General features: G+C 72.4%; 24 protein-coding genes. 11 read left to right on the top strand and 13 right to left on the bottom strand.

All coding sequences use genetic code 11. From position 1 onward, the window contains the following. Positions 1–3: 3 nt before the first annotated feature. From RMN56_RS14495 to RMN56_RS14475, 5 genes are read right to left on the bottom strand one after another with little or no spacing between them, the layout of a single operon-like run. Positions 4–1,203, bottom strand: a complete 1,200-nt coding sequence (locus RMN56_RS14495) for an MFS transporter (protein WP_313724289.1) — start codon at positions 1,201–1,203, stop codon at positions 4–6. Next, complete coding sequence (locus RMN56_RS14490; RefSeq protein WP_313724288.1) at positions 1,204–1,596, bottom strand: universal stress protein; 393 nt, start codon at positions 1,594–1,596, stop codon at positions 1,204–1,206. It lies immediately after the preceding gene. Further along, positions 1,593–3,098 carry a tripartite tricarboxylate transporter permease gene (locus RMN56_RS14485; protein WP_313724287.1) on the bottom strand — a complete coding sequence of 502 codons (1,506 nt, stop codon included), beginning with the start codon at positions 3,096–3,098 and terminating at the stop codon, positions 1,593–1,595. Before RMN56_RS14485 ends, RMN56_RS14490 begins: the two co-directional genes overlap by 4 nt. After that, on the bottom strand, positions 3,098–3,721 hold the full coding sequence (locus RMN56_RS14480) for a tripartite tricarboxylate transporter TctB family protein (RefSeq protein WP_313724286.1): 624 nt from the start codon (positions 3,719–3,721) through the stop codon (positions 3,098–3,100). The genes RMN56_RS14485 and RMN56_RS14480 overlap by 1 nt, the downstream gene beginning before the upstream one ends. Before the next feature lie 5 nt (positions 3,722–3,726). Continuing rightward, the gene (locus tag RMN56_RS14475; RefSeq protein ID WP_313724285.1) at positions 3,727–4,734 is read right to left on the bottom strand and encodes a Bug family tripartite tricarboxylate transporter substrate binding protein; all 1,008 of its coding nucleotides are present in this window, start codon (positions 4,732–4,734) and stop codon (positions 3,727–3,729) included. 99 nt (positions 4,735–4,833) lie between these two features. Between RMN56_RS14475 and RMN56_RS14470 the strand changes: the two genes are divergently transcribed. Next, entirely contained in the window at positions 4,834–6,480 is a 1,647-nt protein-coding gene (locus RMN56_RS14470; protein ID WP_313724284.1) for a sensor histidine kinase, read from the top strand. Beyond that, the gene (locus tag RMN56_RS14465) at positions 6,477–7,151 is read left to right on the top strand and encodes a response regulator (protein ID WP_313724283.1); all 675 of its coding nucleotides are present in this window, start codon (positions 6,477–6,479) and stop codon (positions 7,149–7,151) included. The genes RMN56_RS14470 and RMN56_RS14465 overlap by 4 nt, the downstream gene beginning before the upstream one ends. Before the next feature lie 67 nt (positions 7,152–7,218). Here the strand turns inward: RMN56_RS14465 and RMN56_RS14460 are convergent, their stop codons facing one another. From RMN56_RS14460 to RMN56_RS14450, 3 genes are all read right to left on the bottom strand, one after another. Next, positions 7,219–7,767, bottom strand: coding sequence for a hypothetical protein (locus tag RMN56_RS14460; RefSeq protein ID WP_313722295.1), 549 nt, complete (start codon positions 7,765–7,767; stop codon positions 7,219–7,221). A gap of 567 nt (positions 7,768–8,334) precedes the next feature. Next, the gene (locus RMN56_RS14455; protein ID WP_313724282.1) at positions 8,335–9,018 is read right to left on the bottom strand and encodes a response regulator; all 684 of its coding nucleotides are present in this window, start codon (positions 9,016–9,018) and stop codon (positions 8,335–8,337) included. A 22-nt stretch (positions 9,019–9,040) separates the two neighbouring features. Continuing rightward, positions 9,041–10,333 carry a sensor histidine kinase gene (locus tag RMN56_RS14450; protein WP_313724281.1) on the bottom strand — a complete coding sequence of 431 codons (1,293 nt, stop codon included), beginning with the start codon at positions 10,331–10,333 and terminating at the stop codon, positions 9,041–9,043. A 210-nt stretch (positions 10,334–10,543) separates the two neighbouring features. On the opposite strand from RMN56_RS14450, the gene phoU reads away from it, so the two are divergent. Beyond that, positions 10,544–11,197 carry a phosphate signaling complex protein PhoU gene (phoU, locus tag RMN56_RS14445; RefSeq protein WP_313724280.1) on the top strand — a complete coding sequence of 218 codons (654 nt, stop codon included), beginning with the start codon at positions 10,544–10,546 and terminating at the stop codon, positions 11,195–11,197. A 60-nt stretch (positions 11,198–11,257) separates the two neighbouring features. Here the strand turns inward: phoU and RMN56_RS14440 are convergent, their stop codons facing one another. Further along, on the bottom strand, positions 11,258–12,025 hold the full coding sequence (locus RMN56_RS14440; RefSeq protein ID WP_313724279.1) for a phosphoglyceromutase: 768 nt from the start codon (positions 12,023–12,025) through the stop codon (positions 11,258–11,260). Between the two features lie 153 nt (positions 12,026–12,178). Here RMN56_RS14440 and RMN56_RS14435 point away from each other — a divergent pair, with 153 nt between their 5' ends. After that, positions 12,179–13,504, top strand: a complete 1,326-nt coding sequence (locus RMN56_RS14435) for an MDR family MFS transporter (RefSeq protein ID WP_313724278.1) — start codon at positions 12,179–12,181, stop codon at positions 13,502–13,504. Positions 13,505–13,608: 104 nt separating this feature from the next. Then, on the top strand, positions 13,609–14,865 hold the full coding sequence (locus RMN56_RS14430) for an MFS transporter (protein ID WP_313724277.1): 1,257 nt from the start codon (positions 13,609–13,611) through the stop codon (positions 14,863–14,865). A 379-nt stretch (positions 14,866–15,244) separates the two neighbouring features. On the opposite strand, the gene RMN56_RS14425 is transcribed toward RMN56_RS14430, so the two are convergent. The 3 genes from RMN56_RS14425 to mshA form a co-directional block, all read right to left on the bottom strand. Beyond that, positions 15,245–16,288 (bottom strand): hypothetical protein, encoded by a 1,044-nt coding sequence (locus tag RMN56_RS14425; protein ID WP_313724276.1) that lies wholly within the window; start codon positions 16,286–16,288, stop codon positions 15,245–15,247. 75 nt (positions 16,289–16,363) lie between these two features. Then, entirely contained in the window at positions 16,364–16,897 is a 534-nt protein-coding gene (locus RMN56_RS14420) for a type III secretion system chaperone family protein (protein ID WP_313724275.1), read from the bottom strand. 49 nt (positions 16,898–16,946) lie between these two features. Continuing rightward, the gene (mshA, locus tag RMN56_RS14415) at positions 16,947–18,308 is read right to left on the bottom strand and encodes a D-inositol-3-phosphate glycosyltransferase (RefSeq protein ID WP_313724274.1); all 1,362 of its coding nucleotides are present in this window, start codon (positions 18,306–18,308) and stop codon (positions 16,947–16,949) included. 171 nt (positions 18,309–18,479) lie between these two features. Between mshA and RMN56_RS14410 the strand changes: the two genes are divergently transcribed. Together RMN56_RS14410 and RMN56_RS14405 are read left to right on the top strand one after the other, a co-directional pair. Further along, a complete protein-coding gene (locus RMN56_RS14410; RefSeq protein WP_313724273.1) occupies positions 18,480–19,259 on the top strand; it encodes an SDR family NAD(P)-dependent oxidoreductase in 780 nt (259 codons plus the stop codon). Between the two features lie 43 nt (positions 19,260–19,302). Beyond that, positions 19,303–20,094 carry a class I SAM-dependent methyltransferase gene (locus RMN56_RS14405; protein WP_313724272.1) on the top strand — a complete coding sequence of 264 codons (792 nt, stop codon included), beginning with the start codon at positions 19,303–19,305 and terminating at the stop codon, positions 20,092–20,094. Between the two features lie 67 nt (positions 20,095–20,161). On the opposite strand, the gene RMN56_RS14400 is transcribed toward RMN56_RS14405, so the two are convergent. Continuing rightward, complete coding sequence (locus tag RMN56_RS14400) at positions 20,162–21,253, bottom strand: UDP-N-acetylmuramate dehydrogenase (protein WP_313724271.1); 1,092 nt, start codon at positions 21,251–21,253, stop codon at positions 20,162–20,164. Between the two features lie 70 nt (positions 21,254–21,323). Between RMN56_RS14400 and RMN56_RS14395 the strand changes: the two genes are divergently transcribed. The 4 genes from RMN56_RS14395 (at position 21,324) to RMN56_RS14380 (ending at position 25,478) form a co-directional block, all read left to right on the top strand. Beyond that, the gene (locus tag RMN56_RS14395) at positions 21,324–22,079 is read left to right on the top strand and encodes a maleylpyruvate isomerase family mycothiol-dependent enzyme (RefSeq protein ID WP_313724270.1); all 756 of its coding nucleotides are present in this window, start codon (positions 21,324–21,326) and stop codon (positions 22,077–22,079) included. Between the two features lie 197 nt (positions 22,080–22,276). Continuing rightward, positions 22,277–23,587 carry an ABC transporter substrate-binding protein gene (locus tag RMN56_RS14390; protein WP_313724269.1) on the top strand — a complete coding sequence of 437 codons (1,311 nt, stop codon included), beginning with the start codon at positions 22,277–22,279 and terminating at the stop codon, positions 23,585–23,587. A gap of 71 nt (positions 23,588–23,658) precedes the next feature. Beyond that, positions 23,659–24,648, top strand: coding sequence for a carbohydrate ABC transporter permease (locus RMN56_RS14385; RefSeq protein ID WP_313724268.1), 990 nt, complete (start codon positions 23,659–23,661; stop codon positions 24,646–24,648). Next, positions 24,645–25,478 (top strand): carbohydrate ABC transporter permease, encoded by an 834-nt coding sequence (locus RMN56_RS14380; protein ID WP_313724267.1) that lies wholly within the window; start codon positions 24,645–24,647, stop codon positions 25,476–25,478. The genes RMN56_RS14385 and RMN56_RS14380 overlap by 4 nt, the downstream gene beginning before the upstream one ends. The last annotated feature ends 30 nt before the right edge of the window (positions 25,479–25,508 follow it).

Below are 25,508 nucleotides of genomic sequence, written 5' to 3'. Positions count from 1 at the left end.
CTCTCAGGGGTGGGAGTCGGTGGGCGGTGCGCGGTGCAGGCCGGTGGCGGCCACGGCCGCCGCGCCGAGGCCGGCGGCGGTGCAGGCAAGGACGCCGGCCGCGCCGGCTCCCGCGGCGAGCACCCCGGCCGCGCTGGGGATGAGCACCTGGCCGAGCCGGTTGCCGGTGAGCCGCAGCGACATGGCCCGGCCCCGCAGCCCGGGCGGCGCCACCTCGGCCAGGAACGACATGGTGAGCGGCTGGCCCGCACCGAGTCCGAGCCCGGCGACGGTCACCACCAGGACCAGCACCGGGAACGGCAGCGGCGGCAGCAGCAGGCCGAGTCCCACGGCGGAGAGTGCCACGGTGCCGACCAGCACGACCCGCCGTCCGAGGGCCGCCACCAGCCGGCCGAGCAGCAGCCGGGACGCCATCGAGGCGACCGCCCGGACCCCGAGCAGGATGCCGATCGAACCGGCGGCGATCCCCCGTTCCGTCCCGAGGGCGGGCAGGTAGACCAGGCTGATGTCGACCGCCGCCAGGACGACGCAGCTGACCGTGAGGGCGCGGACCAGGCCGGGCCGGCGCAGCAGGTCGCGCAGACCACCGGCGCCGGGACCGTCGGCGGACTGCCGGTGGTGCGCCGACGGGTGCAGGAACAGCGTCACGACCAGCAGCGGCAACGCCACCACCGTGGCGCCGAGGAAGATGGCCCGGGTGTCGGGGATCGGGCGGTCCCCGCCGAAGAGCACGATCAGGCCGGGGCCGAGCGCCTGCCCCAGCGAGGCGGCGAAGGTGTAGTAGCCGAACGCGGCGTCGTACCGGTGGGCCGGCGTGCGGTTGGCGACCAGCGCCTGCTGGGCGACCACCGCACAGAGGTGTGCGGTGCCGAGTGCCATGCTCGCCACGACCAGGCCGACCACCGAGCCGGCGAGCAGCACGAAGCCGAGGCCGGCGGCGACCAGCATTGCCGACCCGGCGAGCGCGACCCGGCGCTCGCCGAGCCGGTCCACGGCGTGCCCGGAGGGCACGGCCAGCACCAGGGGTACGACGGCGAAGCTGGCCCCGAGCACGCCCAGCCAGGCCCCCGGCACGTCCAGCTCCAACGCCCGGTACGCGGACGCCGGCCGGAGCATGAAGGTCACCGCCTGCACCACGATCGTGTGCGCGAGCAGCAGCGCGGTCTGGGCGCGCCCGGGGCCGGCGAGGTCCCCGGGCTCCATTCAGTCGGCCTTCACCGCGAGGACCGGGCAGGGCACCCGGAGCAGGATCTCCTGCGCGGTCGACCCCATGATCAGCTTGCCGACCGGGGTGCGGTGCCGGATCCCGATGACGACCAGCGAGATCTGCTCCGCCTCGACGATCTCGGCGATCTCCTCGGCCGCATCCCGTCCCCGCATGAGCTGCCGGACGTTGTGCGGCACCCCGGCGGCGACCAACTCGCGGACCACCCGGTCCAGGTCGTCCTCCGGGGCGAAACGCGGGTCGACGTACGCGTCGCCGCGCGAGGTGTTCACCACCAGCACCGGCTCGTCGCGGAACCGTGCCTGCTCGATCGCGGCCCGCACGGCCGCCTCGCCCAGCGGCGAGGGGACGTACCCCACCAGCACGGTCATCCGGTCACCAACCTTCCCCGCAACGGGCGGACCACGAACCGACCGATCAGCGGCCAGAGGAGCACCACGGCAATCGTGGCGTAGATCAGCCAGGACACCCAGCCGCCGATCAGGCCGTGCAGCTCACCGCCGGAGAGCTGCAACGCCCGCCGGCCCTGGAGTTCGGCGCGCGGGCCGAGGATCACCCCGACGATCAGCGGCAGGATCGGCAGCCCGAAGCGGCGCATCCCGAAGCCGAGCAGACCGAGCGTGAGCAGCAGGAACAGGTCGAACGGCTGGGCGTTGACCGCGTACGCGCCCATGGTGGCGAAGAACAGGATGCCCGCGTACAGGTACGGGCGCGGGATGCGCAGCAGGCGGGCCCAGGCGGGGGCGAGCGGCAGGTTGAGCACCAGCAGCAGGAGGTTGCCGATGAAGAGGCTGGCGATCAGCGTCCAGACCAGCGTGGACTCCCGCGTGAAGAGCAGCGGGCCGGGCTGGAAGCCCCACTGCTGGAGGGCGGCCAGCATCACCGCGGCGGTGGCGTTGGTGGGCAGGCCGAGGGCGAGCATCGGCACCAGCGTGCCGGCGGCCGAGGCGTTGTTGGCCGCCTCCGGTCCGGCGACGCCCTCGATCGCGCCCCGGCCGAAGTCTTCCGGATGCTTCGACAGCTTCTTCTCGGTGGTGTACGAGAGGAAGGTGGGAATCTCCGCGCCACCCGCCGGCACCGCGCCGAACGGGAAGCCGAGCGCGGTGCCGCGCAACCAGGGCTTCCAGGACCGCTTCCAGTCCTCCCGCCCCATCCACGGCTGGCCCACCGGGATCACCTCACCGGACTTCCGGCGCAGGTGGGCGGCGATCCAGAGCGCCTCGCCGACGGCGAAGATGCCGACCGCCACCACGACCACGTCGATGCCGTCGGCGAGCTGCGGCAGCCCGAAGGTGAGCCGCTGCTGGCCGCTCACCGAATCGATCCCGATCAGGCCGATGACCAGGCCGATCAGCAGCGAGGCGAAGCCGCGTACCCGGGAGGAGCCGAGCACCGCGGTCACCGCGACGAAGGACAGCAGCATCACGGCGAAGTAGTCGGGCGCGCCGAGGCTGATCGCGAACTGCACCATCGGTGGGGTGACCACCACCAGCAGCAGGGTGGCGATGGTGCCCGCGACGAACGAGCCGATCGCGGCGGTGGCCAGCGCCTGTGCCGCCCGGCCCGCCTTCGCCATCTTGTTGCCCTCGATCGCGGTCACCACCGAGGACGACTCGCCGGGGGTGTTGAGCAGGATCGACGTGGTGGAGCCGCCGTACATGCCGCCGTAGAAGATGCCGGCGAACATGATCAGCGCCTGGACCGGCTCCATCCCGTAGGTGACCGGCAGCAGCAGCGCCACCGTCATCGCCGGGCCGATGCCGGGGAGCACGCCGACCGCGGTGCCGATGGTCACGCCGAGCAGCGCGAACAGCAGATTCATCGGGGTCACCACGTTGGCGAACCCGTCGAGCAGATTGCCCAGGTTGTCCATTACAGGATCCCTTGCAGCACGCCGGCGGGCAGGTTCACGCCGAGCCCGATGGCGAACGTGTAGAACGTGACCAGCGACAGCGCGACGGCGATCAGCAGGTTCCGGACGTAGTGGCGGTTGCCGAGCGCGTAGGCCGAGCCCCAGAAGAGGATCGTTCCGCTGATCACCCAGCCGAGCCGGTCGATCAGCACCGCGTTGACCAGGAACGCGCCGATCAGCAGCAGCACGGTCCGCCAGTCGATCGGCGTGGTCAGGTCGACGTCCTCGCCGGCCTCCGGCTCGCCGGCACCCCCGCGGGCCACGTCCACCGCGTAGACCGCCGCGACGATCAGCAGCAGCACGCCGAGCAGGATCGGCACCGGCTTGGGGCCGATCGGGTCGGCGGTGCTCAACGCGTGCCCGACCCGCAGCGCGTCGACGATGACCAGCCCGCCGACCAGGGCCAGGAACGCACAGACTCCGTACTGGGCCCGGTCGGGCTTCGGCGCGGCGTCCGCTTCCCCGGCCGCCGCGAGGCCGGTGCCGGCCGCCGCCGGCTCCTCCGGGGTCGGCTGCGCCGGGATGTCGGGTACGGCCGGGGGCCGGGACGGCGGGTCGCCGCCCCGGTCCGGTCGCGTCGTCATGTCGCTCATGCCAACCCGAGTTGCTTGAGCACGTCGGCCACTGCCTTGTCCTGCTCGGTCAGGAAGGTGCCGAACTCGTCGCCGGTGACGAAGGCGTCGGTCCAGCCGCGCTTCTTCAGCTCGGCCTTCCACTCCTCCGACTCGTGCATCTTGGTCAGCACGTCGACCCAGACCTTCTTGTCGGCGTCGCTGATGCCGGGCGGCGCGACGATGCCCCGCCAGTTGGTGAAGACCAGGTCGATGCCGGCGGACTTCAGGGTCGGAACGTCCTTGAGCGCCTCGATCGGCGCCTCGCTGGTGACCGCGAGGACGCGGATCTGGCCGGCCTCGACCTGGTCGAGGAACTCACCGAACCCGCTGGCACCGAACGCCACCTTGCCGCCGAGGACGGCGGGCAGCAGTTCGCCGCCGCCGTCGTACGAAACGAAGTTGACCTGGCGGGGATCGATGCCGACGGTCTTGGCGAGCTGCATGGGCAGCAGGTGGTCCGGGCCGCCGGGCGAGGAGCCGCCGCCGACCGCGACGCCCTTCGGGTTGGCCTTCCATGCCGCGACCAGGTCGTTGATGGTCTTGTACGGGGAGTCCTTCGGCACCACGATGGCGCCGGCCTCCTCGATCATCTTGGCCAGCGGGGTGGTCTGGGTCAGCGTCGCCGCCGACTTGGAGGTGTACGAGGCACCGACCACGCCCAGGCCCATCTGCATGGCCAGCTTGCCGTTGCCCTTCTCGTTCACGGTTCGCTGGAGGCCCACCGTGCCGCCCGCGCCGGGCAGGTTGAACACCTGCACGCCGGTGGCGATCTTGGCGTCCTCCATCACCTTCGCGGCGGTCCGGGCCGTGGTGTCGTATCCACCACCGGGGGTGTTCGGGACCATGATCCGCAGCCCGCTGACCGGCTTGCCGTCGCTTCCGGAGCCGGCCTCGTCCTTCCCGGCCGTGGCACCACAGGCTCCCAGGGCGAACGCCGTCGCGGCGGCCACGCCCATGACCAGCAGGTTTCTCCTAGTTGCCATCATGTTTCTCTTCCGTTTCGAATGAGTCCGGCGGCAAGATGATGGCCTCCGGGCGGGTCGCCCGTCTGCGTTGTGTCACCAGCGGAAGTTGAGGTCTTTGTGGTCGCGGTCACGTCCCGGCGCCGTACGCTCGCCGGGCAGCTGCTGATCCTCCAGCTCGCGATCATCGTCGTGGTGCTGGTGGCGGTGGCCGCCGTCTCGCTGGCGCAGTCGGCGGCGACCTTCAACCGGGTCGAGGGGCGCCGCGTCGCCACCCTGGGCGAACGGCTCGGCGGCAGCCCCCTGCTCCGCGACCAGCTCGACCAACCCGCACCCGGCGAGGCGATCGCCCCCCTGGTCCGGAACATCCTCGACCAGTACGGCGTCACCTCGGTGACCGTCGCGAACGCCCGGGGCCGGGTGGTCGCCTCGACCAACCCGACGCTGGTGGGCAGCCCGGTGGTGCTCGGCGACCCCCGAGTGGCGCAGGGCCGGAGCTGGTTCGGCGAGCTGGAGATCGACGGGTCGCGGGAGCTGACGGCCCAGGTGCCGGTGCTCGGCGACGACCCGAAGACGAAGAAGAACCTCGGCCGGTACCTCGGCGTGGTGGTGGTCGGGGAGAAGTCACCGACCTGGTCGGAGCGGCTGGTGGGAGCCTCGTCCTACCTGCTCACCTACCTGGGCATCGCCTGCGGCCTCGGGGTGGTCGGGTCGTGGCTGCTGGCCCGCCGGATCAAGCGCCAGACCCTCGGCCTGGAGCCCCGGGAGATCGCCGGGCTGGCCGAGCACCGGGAGGCGCTCCTGCACGGCATCGCCGAGGGGGTGATCGCGCTGGATCCGCAACACCGGGTCACCCTGGTCAACGCGGTCGGCCGGCGGCTGCTCGACCTGCCGGAACACTGCCTCGGCCGCAGTCTCGCCGAGCTGGGGATCACCGGCCGGCTGCGGGACGTGCTGGCCGGCGCGGGTCGCGGCCCGGAGGCCCGGGACCAGGTGGTGGTCCGGGGCGGCCGGGTGCTGGTGATGAACCGGATGACGGTCCGCAAGGACGGCCGCCGGCTCGGCTCGGTCACCACGCTGCGGGACCGGACCGAGCTGGCCCGCCTTGAACAGGAGATCGGCTCGTTCCGCAGCACCACCGAGCTGCTGCGGGCGCAGACCCACGAGTTCGCCAACCAGTTGCACACCATCTCCGGGCTGATCCAGATCGGCGAGCACGACGAGGTGGTTCGGTACGTCGACGCGCTGAGCCGGCACCGCGCCTCGCTCGACCTCACGGTGACCAGCCGGATCCACGACACCGCGGTGGCCGCGCTGCTCATGGCCAAATCGGCGGTGGCCGCCGAGCGCCGGGTGGAGTTGCGGGTCTCCGAACGGACCGGGCTGGACCGGCTACCGCCGGAGCTGGCCGCGGACGTGGCCACCGTGCTCGGCAACCTGCTGGACAACGCCGTCGAGGCGGTGGGTGCCGACCCGTCCGACCGCCCCGCCTGGGTCGAGGCCGAGCTGCGCCAGGACGCCGCCTCGGTGGAGATCGTGGTCCGCGACTCCGGCCCCGGGGTGGCGCCGGAGCTGGCGCAGGAGGTGTTCACCCACGGCTTCACCACCAAGGCGGCCGAGGGCGGTGAGCGCGGCATCGGCCTCGCGCTCACCCGGCTGGTCTGCCACCGCCGCGGAGGCGAGGTCGCGGTGACCAACACCGACGAGGGCGCGATGTTCACCGCCCGGATGTCGGTGCTGAGCGCCGTGCCGGAGGGAGCGCGATGATCGACGTACTCGTCGTCGACGACGACTTCATGGTCGCCCGGATCCACCGTGGCTTCGTCGAGCGGATCGACGGCTTCCAGGTGGTCGGCACCGCCAGCACCGGCGAGCAGGCCGTGGCCGCGGTGAACCAGCTCCGCCCCGACCTCGTTCTGCTCGATCTGTACCTACCCGACATGTTCGGCCTGGATGTGGTGACCCGGATCCGGGCCGCCCGGCACGACTGCGACGTACTCGTGATCAGCGCCGCCCGGGAGGCCGAGGCGGTCCGCCGGGCGGTCCGCTACGGCGCGGTCAACTACCTGCTCAAGCCGTTCGGCTTCGACGAGCTGCGCACCCGCCTGGAGCAGTACGCCGCCCGCCGTACCGCACTGCGCGCGGCGGTCGTCGCCGACCAGGCCGACGTCGACCGGGTGCTGTCCCGCAGTGGCTCGCCGGCCGCCACCGCGAGCCTGCCCCGTGGCCTCAGCGCCGAGACCGCCGAGCTGGTGGAACGCGCGCTCCGCGAGCACGAGGGGACGCTCTCGGCCAGCGAGTGCGCCGACCGGGTCGGCATCTCCCGGGTCAGCGCCCGCCGCTACCTGGAGCACTTTTCCGTCGCCGGGCGAGCCGAGGTCACCCTGAAGTACGGTGCGGCTGGCCGCCCCGAACGCCGCTACGCCTGGCTGGCCTGACTCCGTCTGCTGATACGCCGCTGGCCGGCACCCCGTGTTGGGGTGCCGGCCAGCGGTCGTTGTTGGGTCAGCTGTTCCAGTGCTGGGCGACGATGTCGGTGGCCTGCTGCTCCCACTGCGCGTAGGCGTCCGGGTAGGCCGACACCTGCACGGTCTGCGCGGCCTCGGTCAGCGGCATGGTCTCCCAGCCGTCGACCTGCTTCAGACCCTTCTCAAAGGCCAGGGTCGCGTACTCGGGGTTGGTGATCTGCTCCGGCGTACCCCAACCCGAGCTCGGGCGCTGCTGGAACAGGCCCAGCGAGTCGTGGTCGTTGGCGTCGCCGAGGTGGCCGAGGTTCTCCAGCTTCGACTCCTGCAGGCTCGTGGCGATCGAGATCACCGCGGCCCGCTCGGGCAGACCGGCCTTCTTCGTCGCCGCGATGATCGCCTTAGCGTTCGCGAGCTGCTCGTCGTTCAGGTCGATGTGCGACTGGGCGCCCTGCACGGTCGCGACGGCGGCCGGCTTGCCCTGCACGGGGCGGGCGTCGGCGTGGGCGGCGACCGGACCGGCGAAGACACCACCGGTGAAGGCCAGACCAGCAATACCCAGCACGCTCTTCCGCAGCATCGTGTTCATGGGGGATGGCTCCATTCGGGGGTCGGCGCACCACCACACCGACCGGGGGGGGGTCGGCTCTTAGCTGGTGGGCGCAAGCACCGTCAGGCGCTCAAGAAGTCTCAAGGGGGATCATCGGCGGACGGGGCGGGGGCCTCTTCGTCGCGCCGGGACCATGTCCAACGACCGGCCGGCCACCATCATTCCCGGGCCGGGCACCCCGCCGGGCGGGGCATCTCTTCCTCGGTCGTGCACCGGGCATAACGACCCCCGCCCACCCGCCATTCCGCCGCCAGAGTGCCGCCGGCCACCGGCCGAACCGGACAGCCCGCCCAGGCCGGGACCGTCGGTGGAACGCCGTGGGTGTATCCCGGCCCCGGAGACACACATGGCGTTCCACTCACCAGCCCAGGCCGGGCACGAACCGGACATTGACCCCAGGCGGAAGGGGCGGGGCCGGGCCCGAGCCCGGGGCGACCACACCGAGCCCACTTCAGGCGGCCCGGCCGGCGGTAACCACGCTGCCGGACACCGCCACCTCGTCGACCTGAAGCGGATCGAACGGACAGCGGGGTCAGTGGGCGGCCGTCACGGCTCGAACTTGTAGCCCAGGCCGCGGACCGTGACGATGTAGCGCGGGGCGGACGGCTCCGGCTCGACCTTGGAGCGCAGCCGCTTGACGTGCACGTCCAGCGTCTTGGTGTCGCCCACGTAGTCGGCGCCCCAGACCCGGTCGATGAGCTGCCCGCGGGTGAGCACCCGGCCGGCGTTGCGGAGCAGCAGCTCCAGCAGCTCGAACTCCTTGAGCGGGAGCTGCACGGCGGCGCCGTCGACGGTCACCACGTGCCGCTCGATGTCCATCCGGACGGGCCCGGCCGCCAGGGTCGGCGCACCCGACTCGGTCGCGTCGGCGCTCTGCCGGCGCAGGACGGCCCGGATGCGGGCGACCAGCTCGCGCGGCGAGTACGGCTTGGTGACGTAGTCGTCGGCCCCGATCTCCAGGCCGACCACCTTGTCGATCTCGCTGTCCCGGGCGGTGACCATGATGATGGGCACGTGGGACCGCTGCCGGAGCTGGCGGCAGACCTCGGTGCCCGACATCTCCGGCAGCATCAGGTCGAGCAGCACGATGTCGGCGCCGGTCCGGTCGAACTCGGTGAGGGCGGAGGGACCCGTCGCGGCGACGGAGACCTCGAAGCCCTCCTTGCGGAGCATGTAGGACAGGGCGTCGGAGAACGATTCCTCGTCCTCCACCACCAGTACGCGGCTCAACGGGGTGTTTCCTTTCCTGTGGTCAGACCTGCCGGAGCTCGGCCGGGCCGGCCTCGATCTCAGCGGAGGAGAGTGTCGCCTCCAGGTCGTCCGGGGGGCGGGCGGGCAGCCGGAGGGTGAACGTCGACCCCCCACCAAGAGTGCTCGACACATCCACCCGGCCGCCATGGTTACTGGCGATGTGTTTGACGATGGCCAGGCCCAGGCCGGTGCCCCCGGTGGCCCGGGAGCGGGCCTGGTCGGCCCGGTAGAACCGCTCGAAGATCCGGTCTACCTCGTTCGGGGCGATGCCGATGCCCTGGTCGGCGACGGCGACCTCGACGTGCTCGTCGGTGGCCCGGGCGGTCACCCGGACCGTGGTGTCCTCGCCCGAGTAGTTGACGGCGTTCTCCACCAGGTTCGCCACGGCGGTGGCGAGCTGGCTGTCGCTACCGTACGCGGTGAGCCCCCGCTGCCCGTCCACGACGATCTCCACGTGCCGGGCGGTGGCCGCGGTGCGGGTCCGGTCGAGCACCTCGGCGATCACCCAGTCCAGCGAGACGGGCTCGGGGGCGGGCTGCGGCTCGGCGCCCTGGAGGCGGGTCAGCTCCAGCAGTTCCTGCACGAGCCGGCCGAGCCGGGTCGACTCGTGCTGGATGCGCTCGGCGAACCGCCGGGCGGCGATCATGTCCTCGGACAGCTCGGCCGGCCCGACGCCGGCCGGCTCGGTGGCGTCGACCAGCGCCTCGGCGAGCAGTTGGAGGGCGCCGATCGGGGTCTTCAGCTCGTGGCTCACGTTAGCCACGAAGTCGCGCCTCACCCGGGCCAGCCGGTGCGACTCGGTGACGTCGGCGGCCTCGATCGAGATGTAACCGGCGCCCAGCCCCATGGCCCGCAGGTGCACACCCAGCGGGTTGTCCCCCGCGCTGTCGCGGCCGCGGGGCAGGTCCAGCTCGATCTCGCGGCGCACGCCCGTGCGGCGGACCTGCCCGGCGAGGGTACGGATCAAGGGGTGCGCGGCGATGGAGCCGGGTGTCGCCCCGGTGCGGAGCAGGCCCATCGCCCGGGCGGCCGGGTTCACGAGCACCGGCATGTCGTCCGCGTCGAGCACCACCACGCCGGCGCGCAGCGCGTCGACCGTCTTGCGGCCGAGCCCGGAGAGCCCGCCCTGCTGGTCGTCGGGAATTGCGAGCCTCCCTGAGCTGCGGCGGGAGGCCCTGCCCCCCGGCGACGCCGGCCGGCGGCGCCATTCCTGGACGGGTCCGGACAGCAACAGGCCGGCGACCAGTCCGGTCACCAGCGCCACGGCCACCGCGACCGCCACCGCCCATTCCACCCGGCGATCGTAGGGTCATTGTTAACCCGGCCATCGGGCAGAACGGGACGAACCACTCTCACTTTCGGGAATGTTCACTCGCGGGCCCCGCGTCGTTCACCCGCGTTCATCTTGACGCCGGTTCCCCGGGCCTACCGTGGGTCGCGCACCTGCTCACGCCGTATCCGGCCATCCGGTCGGAAGGGCGAACACCGACCCCAGGAAGTGACGATGCGCGACGAGTTCCGGGCCGACCTGCAGATTGTCAGCCAACTGCTGGTGGACATGGCCGAGGGGGTGCGGGCGGCCATGCGACAGGCGACCCGGGGCCTGCTCACCGCGGACCGCTCCGCGTCCGAGACGGTGATCGCGCGGGACGCCGAGATCGACGAGCTGTACCGGCACGTGGAGGAGCGGGTCTGCGACCTGCTGGCCCGGCAGGCGCCGGTCGCCTCCGACCTGCGCGCCATGATCACCGCCCTGCACGTGGCCGCCGACCTGGAGCGGATGGGTGACCTCGCCGACCACGTCGCCAAGACGGCGCTGCGCCGGCACCCCTCGCCGGCGGTGCCGGCCGAGCTGCGCCCGGTCTTCACCGACATGGCCGCCATCGCCGACCGGATGGCCGAGAAGATCGCCTCGGTGCTGGCGAAGCCCGACGCCGACCTGGCCGCCGAGCTGGACCGCGACGACGACACCATGGACGACCTGCACAAGAGCCTCTTCGGCGTGCTGCTCGGCGACGACTGGCCGTACGGGGTGGAGACCGCGATCGACGCGACCCTGCTGGGCCGCTTCTACGAGCGCTTCGCCGACCACGCGGTGAACGCCGGCGAGCACGTGGTCTACCTGATCACCGGCGAGACCTCCCCCTCGGCGAGCTGAGCAAGAAGGAGGGGCCCCCTGTTAACAGACGTCTGTTAACAGGGGGCCCCTCCTTACATCTCAGCGGCCCTGGTTGGCGACCGCGGCGGCGGCCTCCTTGGCCGCGTCCGGGTCCAGGTAGGTCCCGCCGAGGACCTGGGGGCGCAGGTTCGTGTCCAGGTCGTAGCGCAGCGGGATGCCGGTGGGGATGTTCAGCTTGGCGATGGCCTCGTCGGAGATCTCGTCGAGGTGCTTGACCAGGGCGCGCAGCGAGTTGCCGTGCGCCGCCACGAGCACGGTCCGGCCGGCCAGGATGTCCGGCACGATCGAGTCGTACCAGTAGGGCAGCATCCGTTCGACGACGTCCTTGAGGCACTCCGTACGCGGCATCAGCTCGGTCGGCAGCAGCGCATAGCGGGGGTCGCCGACCTGCGACCACTCGTCGGCGTCGTCGATCGGCGGCGGCGGGGTGTCGTAGGACCGGCGCCAGAGCATGAACTGCTCCTCGCCGTACTCGTCCAGGGTCTGCTTCTTGTTCTTGCCCTGCAGGGCGCCGTAGTGCCGCTCGTTGAGCCGCCACGACCGGCGCACCGCGATCCAGTGCCGGTCGGCGGCGTTCAGCGCCAGCTCGGCCGTGCGGATGGCGCGGCGCAGGACGCTCGTGTGCACCACGTCGGGCAGCAGGTTGTGCTCGCGGAGCAGCTCACCGCCGCGCCGCGCCTCGGTCTCGCCCTTGGCCGTCAGGTCGACGTCCACCCAGCCGGTGAAGAGGTTCTTGGCGTTCCAGTCGCTCTCACCGTGCCGCAGCAGGACCAGCGTCCCGACGGTGGGCCCCTCGCTCGCAGTCATGCGGATCATCCTGCCGTACCGCGTCGGCGGACACGCGGGGACGGGTCGTGACGACCACCACGTGGAAAAGCTGGTGACCGGCGTTCCGGGGCGGGACTAGGTTGTAAGGCGCTGAGGATGGCTCGGTCATTACTTCACAACGGGGGCGCGGGGATGCGGTCGGTGCGGGGCTGGTTCGGGGACACCACAGGCGGACTGCCGAGGACCTTCTGGTACCTCTGGACCGGCACCCTGATCAACCGACTCGGCTCGTTCGTCCTGGTCTTCCTGGCCATCTACCTCACCCAGGAGCGCGACTTCTCCGCCTCGCAGGCCGGCCTGGTCATCGGGCTCTGGGGCGTGGGCGGCGCGGTCGGCACCACGATCGGTGGCACCCTGACCGACCGGTGGGGACGCCGGCCCACCCTGCTCACGGCGCACCTCGGCGCGGCCACCATGATGGTCGCGCTCGGCCTGGCCCGGCCGCTCTGGGCGGTGGCGCTGGGCGCGCTGCTGCTCGGCACCTTCGCCGAGGCCGCCCGTCCCGCGTTCGGCGCCATGATGGTCGACGTGGTGCCGGAGAAGGACCGGCTGCGCGCCTTCTCGCTGAACTACTGGGCGATCAACCTGGGCTTCGCCTGCGCCGCGGTGCTGGCCGGTGTCGCCGCGCAGGCCGGCTACCTGCTGCTCTTCCTGGTCGACGCGGCGACCACGCTGATCACCGCGCTGATCATCTTCACCAGGGTCGGTGAGACCCGGTCGGCGCACGCCGGCCCGGTGAGCAAGGGTGCGGCCGCCCCCGCGGGGGCCCTGCGGACCATCCTCGGCGACCGGGTGTTCCTGGGCTTCGTGGCGCTCAACCTGTTCGGCGCGCTGGTCTTCCTCCAGCACATCTCGATGCTGCCGATCGCCATGGGCGACTCCGGGCTGAGCCCGGCGACCTACGGCTCGGTGATCGCGCTCAACGGGGTGCTCATCGTGGTCGGCCAGCTCTTCGTGCCCAAGCTGATCAAGGGCCGGAGCCGCTCGCACGTGCTGGCGCTCGCCGCGCTGGTCATGGGCGTCGGGTTCGGGCTGACCGCGTTCGCCGACACCGCGTGGCTCTACGGCCTGACCGTGCTGATCTGGACGGTCGGCGAGATGCTCAACTCGCCGTCCAACGCCACCCTCATCGCCGAACTGTCCCCCGCGGCGCTGCGCGGCCGGTACCAGGGCGCCTTTTCGCTCTCCTGGCAGCTCGCCGGGGCGACCGCGCCGGTTCTCGGCGGCCTGCTCCGGGAGCACGCCGGCAACACCGCGCTCTGGCTCGGCTGCGCCGTGGTCGGCGCCGTGATGGCGGTGGCCCATCTGGTCTCCGGCCCGGCCCGGGAGCGGCGCGCGGCCCGGCTCCGCGGCGCGGGTGCCCTGGTCACGCCGGTCACCGTGGTCCGGACCCCGGTGCCGGAGGCGGCCGAGGCCGCGGCCACCGCGCCGGCCGAGCCGGTCCGCGCCGCCTCCTGAGGTACGCCATCCGGCGGTCATGACCAGCGCCACCAGGCGAAGGCCTGAACGGGCCACTACGGTCAGCAGAGCGGATCGGTTAACAAACTTTCCCAGGAGGACGGGTGCGCGGCCTGCGGCGCTGGTGGGACGACACGGCCGGCGGACTTCCCGCCACCTTCTGGTACCTCTGGTCCGGCCTGCTCATCAACCGGGCCGGCGCCTTCGCCATGCTGTTCCTGTCGCTCTACCTGACCGCCGCGCGGGGCGCCTCGCCGTCGCTCGCCGGCCTGGTGGTCGGGGCGTACGGGGCCGGTGGCGCGGCCGGCACGCTGCTCGGCGGGGTGCTGGCCGACCGGTGGGGCCGGCGGTCCACCCTGCTCGCCGCCCACCTGGCCGCGGCCGGCCTGATGGTGGCGCTGGCGTTCAGCCGGCACCTGGCGGTGATCGCCGTACTGGCCGCGCTCGTCGGGTTGGCGCACTCCATGCCCAGCCCGGCGTTCGTCGCCGCCATCGTGGACGTGGTGCCCGAGGCCCGCCGCTCGCGCGCGTTCAACCTGCAGTTCTGGGCGTTCAACCTGGGCATGGCGGTGGCCTCGCTGCTGGCCGGGGTGCTGGCCGAGGCCAGCTTCCTGGCGCTGTTCCTGGTCGACGCCGCGGCGACCCTGGCGGCCGCCGTGGTCATCGCGCTGAAGGTGCCGGAGACCCTGACCCGCCGCCCGGCGGTCACCCTGCGCGCGGTGGCGGGCCGGCGACCCGGTCTGCACACCGCGCTGACCGACCGCACCTTCCTGACCTTCGTCGGGCTGACCTTCCTGCTGGCCGTGCTCACCATGCAGACCTCGACGATCATGCCGCTGGCGATGCGGACCGACGGCCTGCGCCCCTCGGCGTACGGGCTGGTGGTGGCGCTCGGCGGCGCGCTGATCGTGGTCGGGCAGCTCTTCGTGCCCCGGCTCATCGAGCCCTACCGGAAGTCGACCGTGCTGGCCGTCTCCACCGGGCTGATGGCGCTCGGCTTCGGGGCGCTGACCGTGGCCGACGGACTGCCGCTCTACCTGGGCGCAGCGGTCGTCTGGACGGTCGGCCAGATGCTCGCCGCGCCGCCGAACGCGCAGATCAACGCGGATCTCGCCCCACCCGAGCTGCGCGCCCGCTACCAGTCGGTGTTCTACCTGACCTTCCCGGCCGCGTCCTTCGTGGCGCCGGCGCTGGGCGGGCTCAGCCTCCAGCATCTCGGCGAGCGGCACTGGCTGGTGGTGGGCGCCCTGGGCCTGGTCGCGGCGGCCGGTCACCTGCTCGCCGGGCCGCCCCGGGAGCGCCGGGTGGCCGCGCTGCGGGCCGCGGCGCAGCGGTCGGAGACGGTGTCGGCGGGGCACTGAACGTCCCCGGAAACGGCTCGAGCGCCCACCACGACCCCCGTCGTGATGGGCGCTCGCACCGTACGCCCGGCGGCGGCGGGCGACCCTCACCCCCGTAAGCGTCGCCCGCTCGCGCCGCCGGTCCACGGGTGGCACCGTCCCCCAACGGTGAACTCCACCCGATCCCTCGCACCTCGCTTGCGCGGATCTGATCGATCCGCCGCTCCCCCGAACGATTCCAAGCGTGGCGCGGTGCAATAAAGTTAGTTCGCCCGGATTCCGGATTCAACCCGGATCGCTGTCTTACCCGTCACAGCACCCGTGTCGGAAACCCGGCTGTCCCTGCTCCGGTCTCTTCCCTGGCCAACAAGCGAATCCCCGTCGGCCATTCCCCTAAACCTCAGCCGTCCTCGCGATTCGGGTTCTCGGTCCGGAAGAAGTTGCTCTGCCGGCCGTCCCGCATCTGCTCCTGGTAGATCAGGTTCAGGCCGCGCAGGTCGAACGTCCGGAACCAGTCGTCCCAGCTGACCTCGCGGATCCGGCTGCTCTCCCGGTATCCGGGGATGTTGAAGGTCAGCACGCCGGGGCGGTCGTCGCGCTCGGTGCCCGCGATCGTGGCCGGCTTGGCGTTGCGAGCCCGGGCCCACCGCTGGATGACCTCGTGGTTGGTCGTCACCAGGCTCCGCCCGGGACGTTCGGGACGATCGTCCAGAGACATGATCTGCTGGGACGAACCCACCGACCGGGACGCCGACCGCCCGCTCCGGATCTGGGTGGTCGTCGCGGCCGTACCCCGTGCCAGGGCCGGCCCTGGAGCGGCCGCCGCCTTCCGCGCCGGGGCCGCCTTCGCCCGGGTGCCGGCCGCCCTCTTCGCCGGCACCGCCCGGGCACCCGCGGCCTTCCGCGCGGGCGCGGCCTTCGCCCGGGTGCCCGCCGCCTTCTTCGCCGGTGCCGCCTTGGCGCGAGCGCCCGCCGTCTTCTTCGCGGGCGCGGCCTTCGCCCGGGCACCCGCCGTCTTCCGCGCGGGGGCCGCCTTCGCCCGAGTGCCCGCCGTCTTCTTCGCCGGGGCCGCCTTCGCGCGGGCGCCGGTGGCCTTCGCGGCCGGCGCGGCCTTGGCCCGCGACGGCGCGGTCCGGCGCGCCGCGGTCGTCTTCTTCGCCGCGGCCGTCTTCTTCGTCGCCGACGGGCGGCCGGCCGGGCCGGTGCTCTTCCGGGCCGCCCCGCCCTGCTCGGACCGCAGCGTCCGGACCATGGTCTTCACCAGGTCCGGCTTGCGCATGGCCGAGATCCCCGAGACCCCGCGCCGGCGCAGCTGACCCCGGATGTCGTCGACCTTCATCCGGGAGATCTCGGATTCGTTGATGCCCGGGGTGTTCGCCGTCTGGTTGCCCGGCTTGCGTTTGGTCGCAGTCGTGCCGCGACTTGAGCTGTTGCGCTGAGCCATGGGACACGCTCCTCGACAGTCCGTCCTCGGCACGCGGTGGGTCCCAGTGCCGCACCGCGCGGTGCGGCATACCCGTCAGGAGGGGTCCGAACCTCCGGCGGCCGACCCGGCCCGCGCCGAGGGCTCGAAGAGGTGGGCGAACGCGGCCAGGTTGGCCGTCGACTCACCCCGCTTGACCCGCCACTCCCACTCCCGGCGGATGGCGGTGCCGAAGCCGATCTCCAGCATGCTGTCGAAGGACTCGTCGGCGTAGGTCAGCACGGAGCCGAGCAGGCGGTCCAGCTCGTCGGAGTCCACCCCGGCCAGGTTGACCCGCCCGGTCAGGTAGACGTCGCCGACCGCGTCGATGGAGAACGACACCCCGTACATCCGGGCGTTGCGCTGGAGCAGCCACGCCCACAGCTCCTCGCGGCGCTCGTCGGGCTGGCGCATCACGAACGCCTCGACCCGCAACGCGTGCTCACCGACGATCAGGTTGCAGATCGTCTTGAGCTTGTGGGTGCCGGGCAGGGTGACCGCGTACGACGTCTCGCCGGTGGACTCCCACTCCAGCTCGCGCTCGACGCAGACGGCCTCGATCAGCGCGGCGACCTCACTCCTGCGGCTCATCGCACCCACTTTACGGCGCACCACCGGAGGCCGCCGGGCACGGCGGCGCTCACCAGGAACAGGTGAGGGCGGGGTCGCCGAGCCGGCCGGCCAGCCGCACCCGGTGCTCGGCCATCGCCTCGCCGTAGACGGCGAGCAGGCCGGAGACCGTGCGGTTCCAGGAGAAGTCCCGGGCGTGCCGCTCGGCGCCCCGGGCCAGGGTGGCCCGGCGCCGCCGCTCGGGCAGCAGGCGGGCCAGCGTACGGGCCCAGTCGACCGGGTCGTGGCCGTCGATGAGCACCCCGCTGACGCCGTCCCGGACGGCGGTGACCAGCCCGCCCACGGCGGCGGCCAGCACCGGCGTGCCGCACGCCTGGGCCTCCAGCGCGACCAGCCCGAACGACTCGTTGTGCGAGGGAACCGCGACCAGGTCGGCCGCGCGGTAGAGGGCGGGCAGGTCGTCGCCGGTCTGTGGCGGGAGGAACCGCACCCGGTCGGCGACGCCGAGCGAGCCGGCCAGCTCGATGAGGGCGGTGGGCCGGTCCAGCCCGGTGCCGCTCGGGCCCCCGCAGATCACCACGGTCACCTCGTCGGCGAGCGCGGGCTCCCGCTCGCGCAACGCCGCGACCGCCCGGATCAGCACGTCCGGGGCCTTGAGCGGCTGAATCCGGCCGACGAAGGCCACCACGTAGCCGCCGGCCGGCAGGCCGAGGCGGCGGCGGGCCGCCAGCATCGCCGCGTCCCGGTCGCCGCGGGCCGGACGGAAGCGGTCGAGGTCCACGCCGGGCTCCACCACGGCCACCCGGGTCGGCTCGGCGTCGTACCTGTCGATCAGGTCGCGGGCCTCGACCCGGGTGTTGGCGACCAGCCGGTCGGACTCGGCGACCACCTGCTCCTCGCCGATGACGCGCGCCTTGGGCTCGGGCCGGTCACCGGCGGCGAGCTGGGCGTTCTTGACCTTGGCCAGGGTGTGTGCGGTGTGCACCAGCGGCACGCCCCAGCGCTCCTTGGCCAGCCAGCCCACCTGACCGGAGAGCCAGTAGTGCGAGTGGATCAGGTCGTAGTGGCCCGGCGGGCGGGCCGCCTCGGCGCGGAGCACCCCGGCCGTGAAGGCGCAGAGCTGGCCGGGCAGCTCCTCCTTGGTCAGCCCTTCCAGGGGGCCGGCCGTGACGTGCCGGACGCTCACCCCGGGCGCCATCTCGACCACCGGCGGCAGGTCGCCGGAGGTGGCCCGGGTGAAGATCTCCACCTCGACGTCGGCCTCGGCCAGCCGCCGGGCGATCTCCAGGATGTAGACGTTCATGCCGCCGGCGTCGCCCGTGCCGGGCTGGTGCAGCGGCGACGTGTGCACGGAGAGGGTGGCGATCCGGCGCGGCCGCGGCCACGGCAGGGCACCTCGCTGACGACCGACACCGGTGTGCAAATCCGCCACGTCCGCTCCCTCTGTCACGGTTGATGCCGTCGCGCACGACCGGCGCTTCTCGGTCAACCTCCGCGCCGGATGTCATCTTCCCCATCGGGCTTCGGAAATGCCTCGCGGCGGGTCCCCGGCGTGACGGACCTCATCACCGCGCCGAGCGGGGCGCCGGGTGAGAATGACCGGATGAGCTCAGTCGCCATCGTCACCGGGGCGTCCAGCGGGATCGGCGCGGCCACCGCCCGCCGGCTGGCCGCCGAGGGTTTCCACGTGCTCGCCGCCGCGCGGCGTACCGACCGGCTGGCCGGCCTGGTCGCCGAGATCGAGGCGGCCGGCGGCGCGGCCACCGCGGTGGAGTGCGACGTGACCTCGGAGGAGTCGGTCGCCGGCCTGGCCGCCGCGGCCGCCGCCGCGCCCGGCCCGGTCACCCTGCTGGTGAACAACGCCGGTGGGGCGCGCGGCCTCGATCCGGTGGAGTCCGCCGACGTCGGCGACTGGCAGTGGATGTACGACGTCAACGTGCTCGGCACGCTCCGGGTCACCAAGGCGCTGCTGCCCGCGCTGGAGTCCTCCGGCGCCGGCACGATCGTGATCGTGAGCTCCACCGCCGGGCACGTCGTCTACGAGGGCGGCGGCGGCTACACGGCGGCCAAGCACGCGCAGACCGCGATCGCCGGCACGCTGCGGCTGGAGCTGTGCGGCCGGCCGGTCCGGGTCATCGAGATCGACCCCGGCATGGTTCGGACCGAGGAGTTCGGCCTGGTCCGCTTCGGCGGCGACGCCGACCGGGCCGCCGCCGTCTACGCCGGGGTGGCCGAACCGCTGGTCGCCGAGGACGTGGCCGACTGCGTCGCCTGGTGCGCGACCCGCCCGCACCACGTCAACATCGACCAGCTCGTGGTCCGCCCGCTGGCCCAGGCCGCCCAGCACAAGGTGCACCGGACCATCGTGAAGCGCGAGGACTGAGCCGGGTCTGCGAGCCCCGCAGTCGTGAACGGGGATGGTGCTGATGGTCCGGCCGCTCGGGTTCGTCACCCGGGGCACGACGAATCCGAACCGGCTCCGGCGGGTCGACAACTGGATCGCCGCGACCTGCGGCGACGCGCTGCGCGCCGCCGCCGACCCGGTCGTGGTCGACCTGGGCTACGGCGCCACCCCGGTGACCGCCGTCGAGCTGCGCGCCCGGCTGGCGGCCGCGGTCCGCGCCGACGTCCGGGTGGTCGGGCTGGAGATCGATCCGGTACGCGTGGCCGCCGCCCAGCCGGCCGCCGACCCGCCCGGGCTCACCTTCGCCCGGGGCGGCTTCGAGCTGGCCGGGCTGCGCCCCGCCCTGGTGCGCGCGTTCAACGTGCTGCGCCAGTACGACGAGAGCGAGGTGGCCGACGCCTGGCGTACGGTCACCGGGCGGCTCGCCCCGGGCGGGCTGCTGGTCGAGGGCACCTGTGACGAGTTGGGCCGGCTCGGCGCCTGGGTGCTGCTCGACGCCACCGGCCCGCGCACGCTGACCCTGGCCGCGAAGCTCACCACCCTGGCGAGCCCGGCCCAGCTCGCGGAGCGGCTGCCCAAGGCGCTCATCCACCGCAACGTTCCCGGCGAACCGATCCACGACCTGATCCAGGCCCTGGAGAGCGCGTGGCACTCCACCGCCGGCTACGCCCCCTTCGGCCCCCGCGACCGCTGGACGAGAACCGTCGCCGCCGTCAAGGAATCCGGCTGGCCCGTCCTGGACCGCCCACACCGCTGGCGCCTGGGCGAACTCACCCTCCCCTGGCCCGCCATCGCCCCCACCCCGCCCAGTTGATCAAGAAGTTTGCGTCGAAACCACGGCCTCTCCAGACGCAAACTTCTTGATCAACGCGACCGAGGGGTCAGATGGCGCAGTTGATCAGGACGGGTTCGGGGTGGAGCGTTACGCCGAGGCGGGTTTGCACGCCGTCGCGGATCTCGCGGGCCAGCGCGATCAGGGACGCCGTGCTGGCCGTGCCGGTGCGGTTCGTGAGGGCGAGGGTGTGCTTGGTGGAGATGGCGACGCCCTCGGGGCCGGTGTAGCCCTTGCCGAAGCCGGCCCGGTCGATCAGCCAGGCCGCGCTCACCTTGACCATGTCCCCCGGGCACGGCCAGGACGGCGGCTCGCCCAGGTCGACGGCACGCTCCCGCAGCCGCTCGTACGCCTCCGGCTCCAGCACCGGGTTCGTGAAGAACGAGCCCACCGACCAGGTGTCCGGGTCCCGCGGGTCGAGCACCATGCCCTTGCCGGCGCGCAGCCGCCGCACGGTGGCCCGGGCGTCCGCCAGCGGCACCCGGTCGCCGACCTCGACGCCGAGCGCGCGGGCCAGCTCGGCGTAGCGCACCGGGCCGGAGAGCGGGGAGCGGGTGAGCCGGAAGTCGACCGAGAGCACCACCCAGCGGTCGCTGTACTTGAAGATGCTGCCCCGGTAGGCGAACCCGCAGTCCGCCGCCGGGATGCGGACCACCGTGCGCCGGGTGCGGTCGTACGCCTCCACGGCGGTGATCGTCTCGGCCACCTCCTGGCCGTACGCGCCGACGTTCTGGATCGGGGTCGCGCCGGCCGAGCCGGGAATGCCGGAGAGGCACTCCAGCCCCGACCAGCCGCGCTCGACGGTGGCGGCGACCAGGTCGTCCCAGGGCTCGCCGGCCTCGACGCGTACCGTGACGGTGTCGGTGTCCTCGGCGACCACCTGGAAGCCCCGGGAGCGGATCAGCACGACGGCGCCCGGGAAGCCCTGGTCGCCGATCACCACGTTGCTGCCGCCGGCCAGCAGCAGGACGGCCTGCTCCCGCGCCTCAGCCTCCTGGACCTTCCGGACGATCTCGTCGGCGCTGGTGGCGATCTCCAGCCGCCCGGCGGGGCCGCCGAGGCGCAGCGTCGTGTGGCGCGCCAGGGTGGCCGGGTCGGTCGGGTGGGCTCCGGTCGTCGGTTCGGCGTAGACGTCTGACACGCCTCTCACCCTAGGCTGAGGGGTAGCCGCGGCACCCACTGGTGGCCCGGTCACCCCCGGGAGGATTGCGATGAGCAGACTGCACGGCACGAAGGACTTCTGGATCGGCGCGTTGCGGACGGAGGGTCCCGCCTTCGCCGCCGCCGTCGCGGAGGCACCCCCCGACACACCGGTGCTGTCCTGTCCCGGCTGGACGGTCGCCGACCTCGGCCACCACCTCACCCGGGTCTACGTCTGGGCGCGCACCGTCGTGACCGCCGGCACGGCCAGCCGCCCGGAGCGGCACGACCCGGAGCCGCCGGCCGGCCTCACCCCGGCCCAGTGGTACGGCCAGGAGTACGAGCGGCTCATGGCGCTCTTCGAGGGGCTGGACCCGGAGACTCCGGCGTGGAACTTCGCCCCGCAGCCGAAGAAGGCGGCGTTCTGGCCGCGCCGGATGGCGCACGAGACCGCGGTGCACCGCTGGGACGCCCAGCTCGCCATCGGCGCGGGTGAGCCGATCGAGGCCAAGCTCGCGGCCGACGGGGTGAGCGAGGTGCTGGACACCTGGCTGCCGGCGGGCCGGCGGATCCAGCCCGGCCAGTGGCACGGGGTGATCCAGCTGACCGCGACCGACGCCGCCCAGGAGTGGTACCTGCGGCTGCGCGGCGAGGGGATGGCCCTGCTGGACACCGCGACGATCCTCGACCACGACGAGCACCACGCCCGGGCGCAGATCACCGGCACCGCCAGTGACCTGCTGCTGGCGGTGATGGGCCGGATCAGTTTCGACGCCCTCGGGGTGGCCGGCGACCGCCGGCTGCTCGACGGGCTGCGGGTGGGCTGACCCCGCCGGGGGGTCGTGCGGACATCGGGCGGAGCGCGGCGTTTCCCACCGGAGCGCCACTCTCCGCCTTTTTCCGGACGCCCTGAGAGCGCTCTCTTGACACGGTCCGGGGCAGCCACCACCCTGTCGTGAGAGCGCTCTCTAAGTACCGGAACCGCCCGCCACCACCCGATACACCTAGAGGGGTCAGATAAGAGATGGTCACCTTCACCCGCCGCCGCCTGGCCGCGGTGGCCCTGGTCGCCACCACCGCCCTGCTGGGCGCCACCGCCTGCGCGGGCGGTGACGACGAGGCCGCCGCCGGCGGCCCGGTCACGCTCACCGTCGACGTCTTCGGCCAGTTCGGCTACGACGAGCTCTACAAGGAGTACATGGCCAGCCACCCCGACGTGAAGATCGTCGAGCGGGGCACCGGCAGCAACCTGGACGAGTACTCGCCGAAGCTCACCCAGTGGCTCGCCGCGGGCAAGGGCGCGGGCGACATCGTCGCCATCGAGGAGGGCCTGCTCGTCGAGTACAAGGCCAACCCGCAGAACTTCGTGAACCTGCTGGACCACGGCGCCGCCGACCTGAAGGGCAACTTCCTCGACTGGAAGTGGAACCAGGGGCTCACCGCCGACGGCAAGCAGCTCATCGGCCTCGGCACCGACGTCGGCGGCATGGCCATGTGCTACCGCAAGGACCTGTTCGCCAAGGCCGGGCTGCCCACCGACCGCGAGGCCGTCTCGAAGCTCTGGCCCACCTGGCCGGACTACATAAAGGTCGGCGAGCAGTTCACGGCGAAGAAAACGGGCGCCTCGTTCCTCGACGCCGCGACCAACACGTTCAACACCATCCTGCTCCAGACCGCCGGCAACACCACCGGCTACAGCTACTACGACACCGGCGACAAGCTGGTCGTCGACAGCAACCCGGCGGTCCGGCAGGCGTACGACACCACCATGGACATCATCGACTCCGGCCTGTCCGGCCGGTACGGGTCGTGGTCGGAGGAGTGGGTCTCCGCGTTCAAGCAGTCGAAGTTCGCCACCATCGCCTGCCCGGCCTGGATGACCGGGGTCATCGAGGGCAACGCCGGCCCGGGAGCCAAGGGCAAGTGGGACATCGCCCAGGTCCCCGGCAACGGCGGCAACTGGGGCGGCTCCTTCCTCGCGGTGCCGAAGCAGGGCAAGCACCAGGCCGAGGCGATCGAGCTGGCGAAGTTCCTGACCAGCGCCAAGGGCCAGATCGGCGCGTTCAAGGCCAAGGGCCCGCTGCCCTCCTCGCCGCAGGCGCTTGCGGACCCGGCCATCGTCGACTCGACGAACGCGTACTTCTCGACGGCACCGGTCGGCAGGATCTTCGCCGAGGGCGCCAAGAGCCTGAAGCCGGTCTACATGGGCCCGAAGAACCAGGCCGTCCGCACCGAGGTGGAGAACGCCGTCCGCTCGGTGGAGCTGGGCAAGCGCAGCCCGGAGCAGGGCTGGGCCGACGCGGTCGGAAACGCCAAGAAGGCCGCTGCCAAGTAACCCGAGCCAGGCGTGCGGGCGGTACCCGGTCGACGGGGTGCCGCCCGCACGGCCGAAAGGAGTCCCGGGCCATGGCAGTCCAACTCGACGCCCGCCCGCCGGTCGCACCGGCGCCCGGCACCACCCGCCCCTCCCGGGGCGTCCGGCTCAGCCGGTTCGACACGAGGTACTCGCCCTACCTGTACATCGCCCCGTTCTTCCTGCTCTTCGGGGTCTTCGGGATCTACCCGCTGGCCTACACCTTCTGGGTCTCGCTGCACGACTGGGACCTGCTCGGCGCCGACCACCCGTTCGTCGGGCTCGACAACTACAGCGAGTTGCTGGCCGACCCGGACTTCTGGCACTCGGTCGTCAACACCCTGGGCATCTTCGTCATCTCCACGGTCCCGCAGCTGCTGCTCGCGCTCTGGCTGGCCAACCTGCTCAACCGGCGGCTCCGGGCCCGGACCACCTGGCGGATGGCGGTGCTGATCCCGAACGTCACGTCGACGGCCGCGGTGGCGATCGTCTTCGCGGTGCTCTTCGGCCGCGACTTCGGCATGATCAACTGGCTGCTCGACCACGTCGGCGTCGACGCGATCGACTGGAAGGCCAACCGGCTCGCCTCCTGGGTGGCCATCTCCGCCATGGTCGACTGGCGGTGGACCGGCTACAACGCCCTGATCTTCCTGGCCGCCATGCAGGCCATCCCGCGCGACCTCTACGAGTCCGCGGCCATCGACGGCGCCGGCCGGGCCCGGCAGTTCTGGTCGATCACCGTGCCGCTGCTCAAGCCCACGATCATCTTCGCGGTCATCATCTCCACCATCGGCGGCCTCCAGCTCTTCACCGAACCCCGCCTGTTCAACTCGGGCACCAACGCGATCCGGGGCGGGCCGCTGCGCGAGTCGCAGACCGTGACCATGTACATGTTCGAGAACGCCTTCGCGCCGCACTACAACTTCGGCTACGGCTCGGCGATCGCCTGGCTGCTCTTCGCGCTCATCGCGGTGGTCGCGGCCGTCAACGTCCTGCTCCTCCGCCGGCTCGGCGGCGGCGCGCGCAAGGAGGACCCCCGATGACCCGCCTCTGGTCCGCCGGCCGGCTCACCTACCTGGCGCTGGCCGTCACCGCCCTGATGTCGATCTTCCCGATCTACTGGATGTTCGTGGTGGCCAGCCGGACGAGCGACGCGATGGGCCAGGTCCCGCCGCCGCTCACCCCCGGTGGCAACCTCGGGGCCAACATCGCCCGGCTGTTCACCAACACCGACGCGTACTTCCTCACCGGGCTGGTCAACTCGGCGATCGTGGCCGGCACGGTCACCGTCTCCGTGGTCTTCTTCTCCACCCTGGCCGGGTTCGCCTTCGCCAAGCTGCGCTTCCGGGGGCGCAACGCGCTGCTGCTGGTCATCGTGGCCACCATGATGGTGCCCACCCAGCTCGGCGTGATCCCGCTGTACCTGTTGATGACGAAGCTGAACTGGAACGACCGGCTGCCGGCGGTCATCGTGCCCGCGCTGGTCACCGGGTTCGGCGTGTTCATGATGCGCCAGTACGCGGGCCAGGCCGTCAGCACCGAGCTGATCGAGGCCGCGCGGATGGACGGCTGCAACACCGCGCGGATCTACTGGAACGTGGTGCTGCCGGCGCTGCGCCCGGCCGCCGCCGTGCTGGGCCTGCTCACCTTCATGACCACCTGGAACGACTTCCTGTGGCCGTACGCGGTGCTCAACGATCCGGAGAACCCGACCGTGCAACTGTCGCTGCGGGCCCTGTCCGACGGCTACTACCAGGACATGTCGCAGGTGTTCACCGGGACGGCCATCGCCACCCTGCCCCTGCTGCTGGTGTTCGTCGCGTTCGGCCGCCAGATCATCGGCGGGATCATGGAAGGCGCCGTGAAGGCATGACCGAGCTTCGGTTCCCGGAGGGCTTCGTCC

It is taken from the genome of Micromonospora halotolerans (assembly GCF_032108445.1).
GTDB classification, from domain to species: Bacteria; Actinomycetota; Actinomycetes; order Mycobacteriales; family Micromonosporaceae; genus Micromonospora; species Micromonospora halotolerans.
The sequence above is the reverse complement of the archived record's forward strand: the minus strand, read 5'-3'. Positions and strand labels throughout refer to the sequence as shown.

What these genes read in the sequence shown, in the direction of transcription:
- RMN56_RS14495 (WP_313724289.1), bottom strand. Translation starts at nt 1,203, where the DNA reads ATGGAGCCCGGGGACCTCGCCGGCCCCGGGCGCGCCCAGACCGCGCTG.
- RMN56_RS14490 (WP_313724288.1), bottom strand. Translation starts at nt 1,596, where the DNA reads ATGACCGTGCTGGTGGGGTACGTCCCCTCGCCGCTGGGCGAGGCGGCC.
- RMN56_RS14485 (WP_313724287.1), bottom strand. Translation starts at nt 3,098, where the DNA reads ATGGACAACCTGGGCAATCTGCTCGACGGGTTCGCCAACGTGGTGACC.
- RMN56_RS14480 (WP_313724286.1), bottom strand. Translation starts at nt 3,721, where the DNA reads ATGACGACGCGACCGGACCGGGGCGGCGACCCGCCGTCCCGGCCCCCG.
- RMN56_RS14475 (WP_313724285.1), bottom strand. Translation starts at nt 4,734, where the DNA reads ATGGCAACTAGGAGAAACCTGCTGGTCATGGGCGTGGCCGCCGCGACG.
- RMN56_RS14465 (WP_313724283.1), top strand. Translation starts at nt 6,477, where the DNA reads ATGATCGACGTACTCGTCGTCGACGACGACTTCATGGTCGCCCGGATC.
- RMN56_RS14460 (WP_313722295.1), bottom strand. Translation starts at nt 7,767, where the DNA reads ATGAACACGATGCTGCGGAAGAGCGTGCTGGGTATTGCTGGTCTGGCC.
- phoU (WP_313724280.1), top strand. Translation starts at nt 10,544, where the DNA reads ATGCGCGACGAGTTCCGGGCCGACCTGCAGATTGTCAGCCAACTGCTG.
- RMN56_RS14440 (WP_313724279.1), bottom strand. Translation starts at nt 12,025, where the DNA reads ATGACTGCGAGCGAGGGGCCCACCGTCGGGACGCTGGTCCTGCTGCGG.
- RMN56_RS14435 (WP_313724278.1), top strand. Translation starts at nt 12,179, where the DNA reads ATGCGGTCGGTGCGGGGCTGGTTCGGGGACACCACAGGCGGACTGCCG.
- RMN56_RS14425 (WP_313724276.1), bottom strand. Translation starts at nt 16,288, where the DNA reads ATGGCTCAGCGCAACAGCTCAAGTCGCGGCACGACTGCGACCAAACGC.
- RMN56_RS14420 (WP_313724275.1), bottom strand. Translation starts at nt 16,897, where the DNA reads ATGAGCCGCAGGAGTGAGGTCGCCGCGCTGATCGAGGCCGTCTGCGTC.
- RMN56_RS14410 (WP_313724273.1), top strand. Translation starts at nt 18,480, where the DNA reads ATGAGCTCAGTCGCCATCGTCACCGGGGCGTCCAGCGGGATCGGCGCG.
- RMN56_RS14405 (WP_313724272.1), top strand. Translation starts at nt 19,303, where the DNA reads ATGGTCCGGCCGCTCGGGTTCGTCACCCGGGGCACGACGAATCCGAAC.
- RMN56_RS14395 (WP_313724270.1), top strand. Translation starts at nt 21,324, where the DNA reads ATGAGCAGACTGCACGGCACGAAGGACTTCTGGATCGGCGCGTTGCGG.
- RMN56_RS14390 (WP_313724269.1), top strand. Translation starts at nt 22,277, where the DNA reads ATGGTCACCTTCACCCGCCGCCGCCTGGCCGCGGTGGCCCTGGTCGCC.
- RMN56_RS14385 (WP_313724268.1), top strand. Translation starts at nt 23,659, where the DNA reads ATGGCAGTCCAACTCGACGCCCGCCCGCCGGTCGCACCGGCGCCCGGC.
- RMN56_RS14380 (WP_313724267.1), top strand. Translation starts at nt 24,645, where the DNA reads ATGACCCGCCTCTGGTCCGCCGGCCGGCTCACCTACCTGGCGCTGGCC.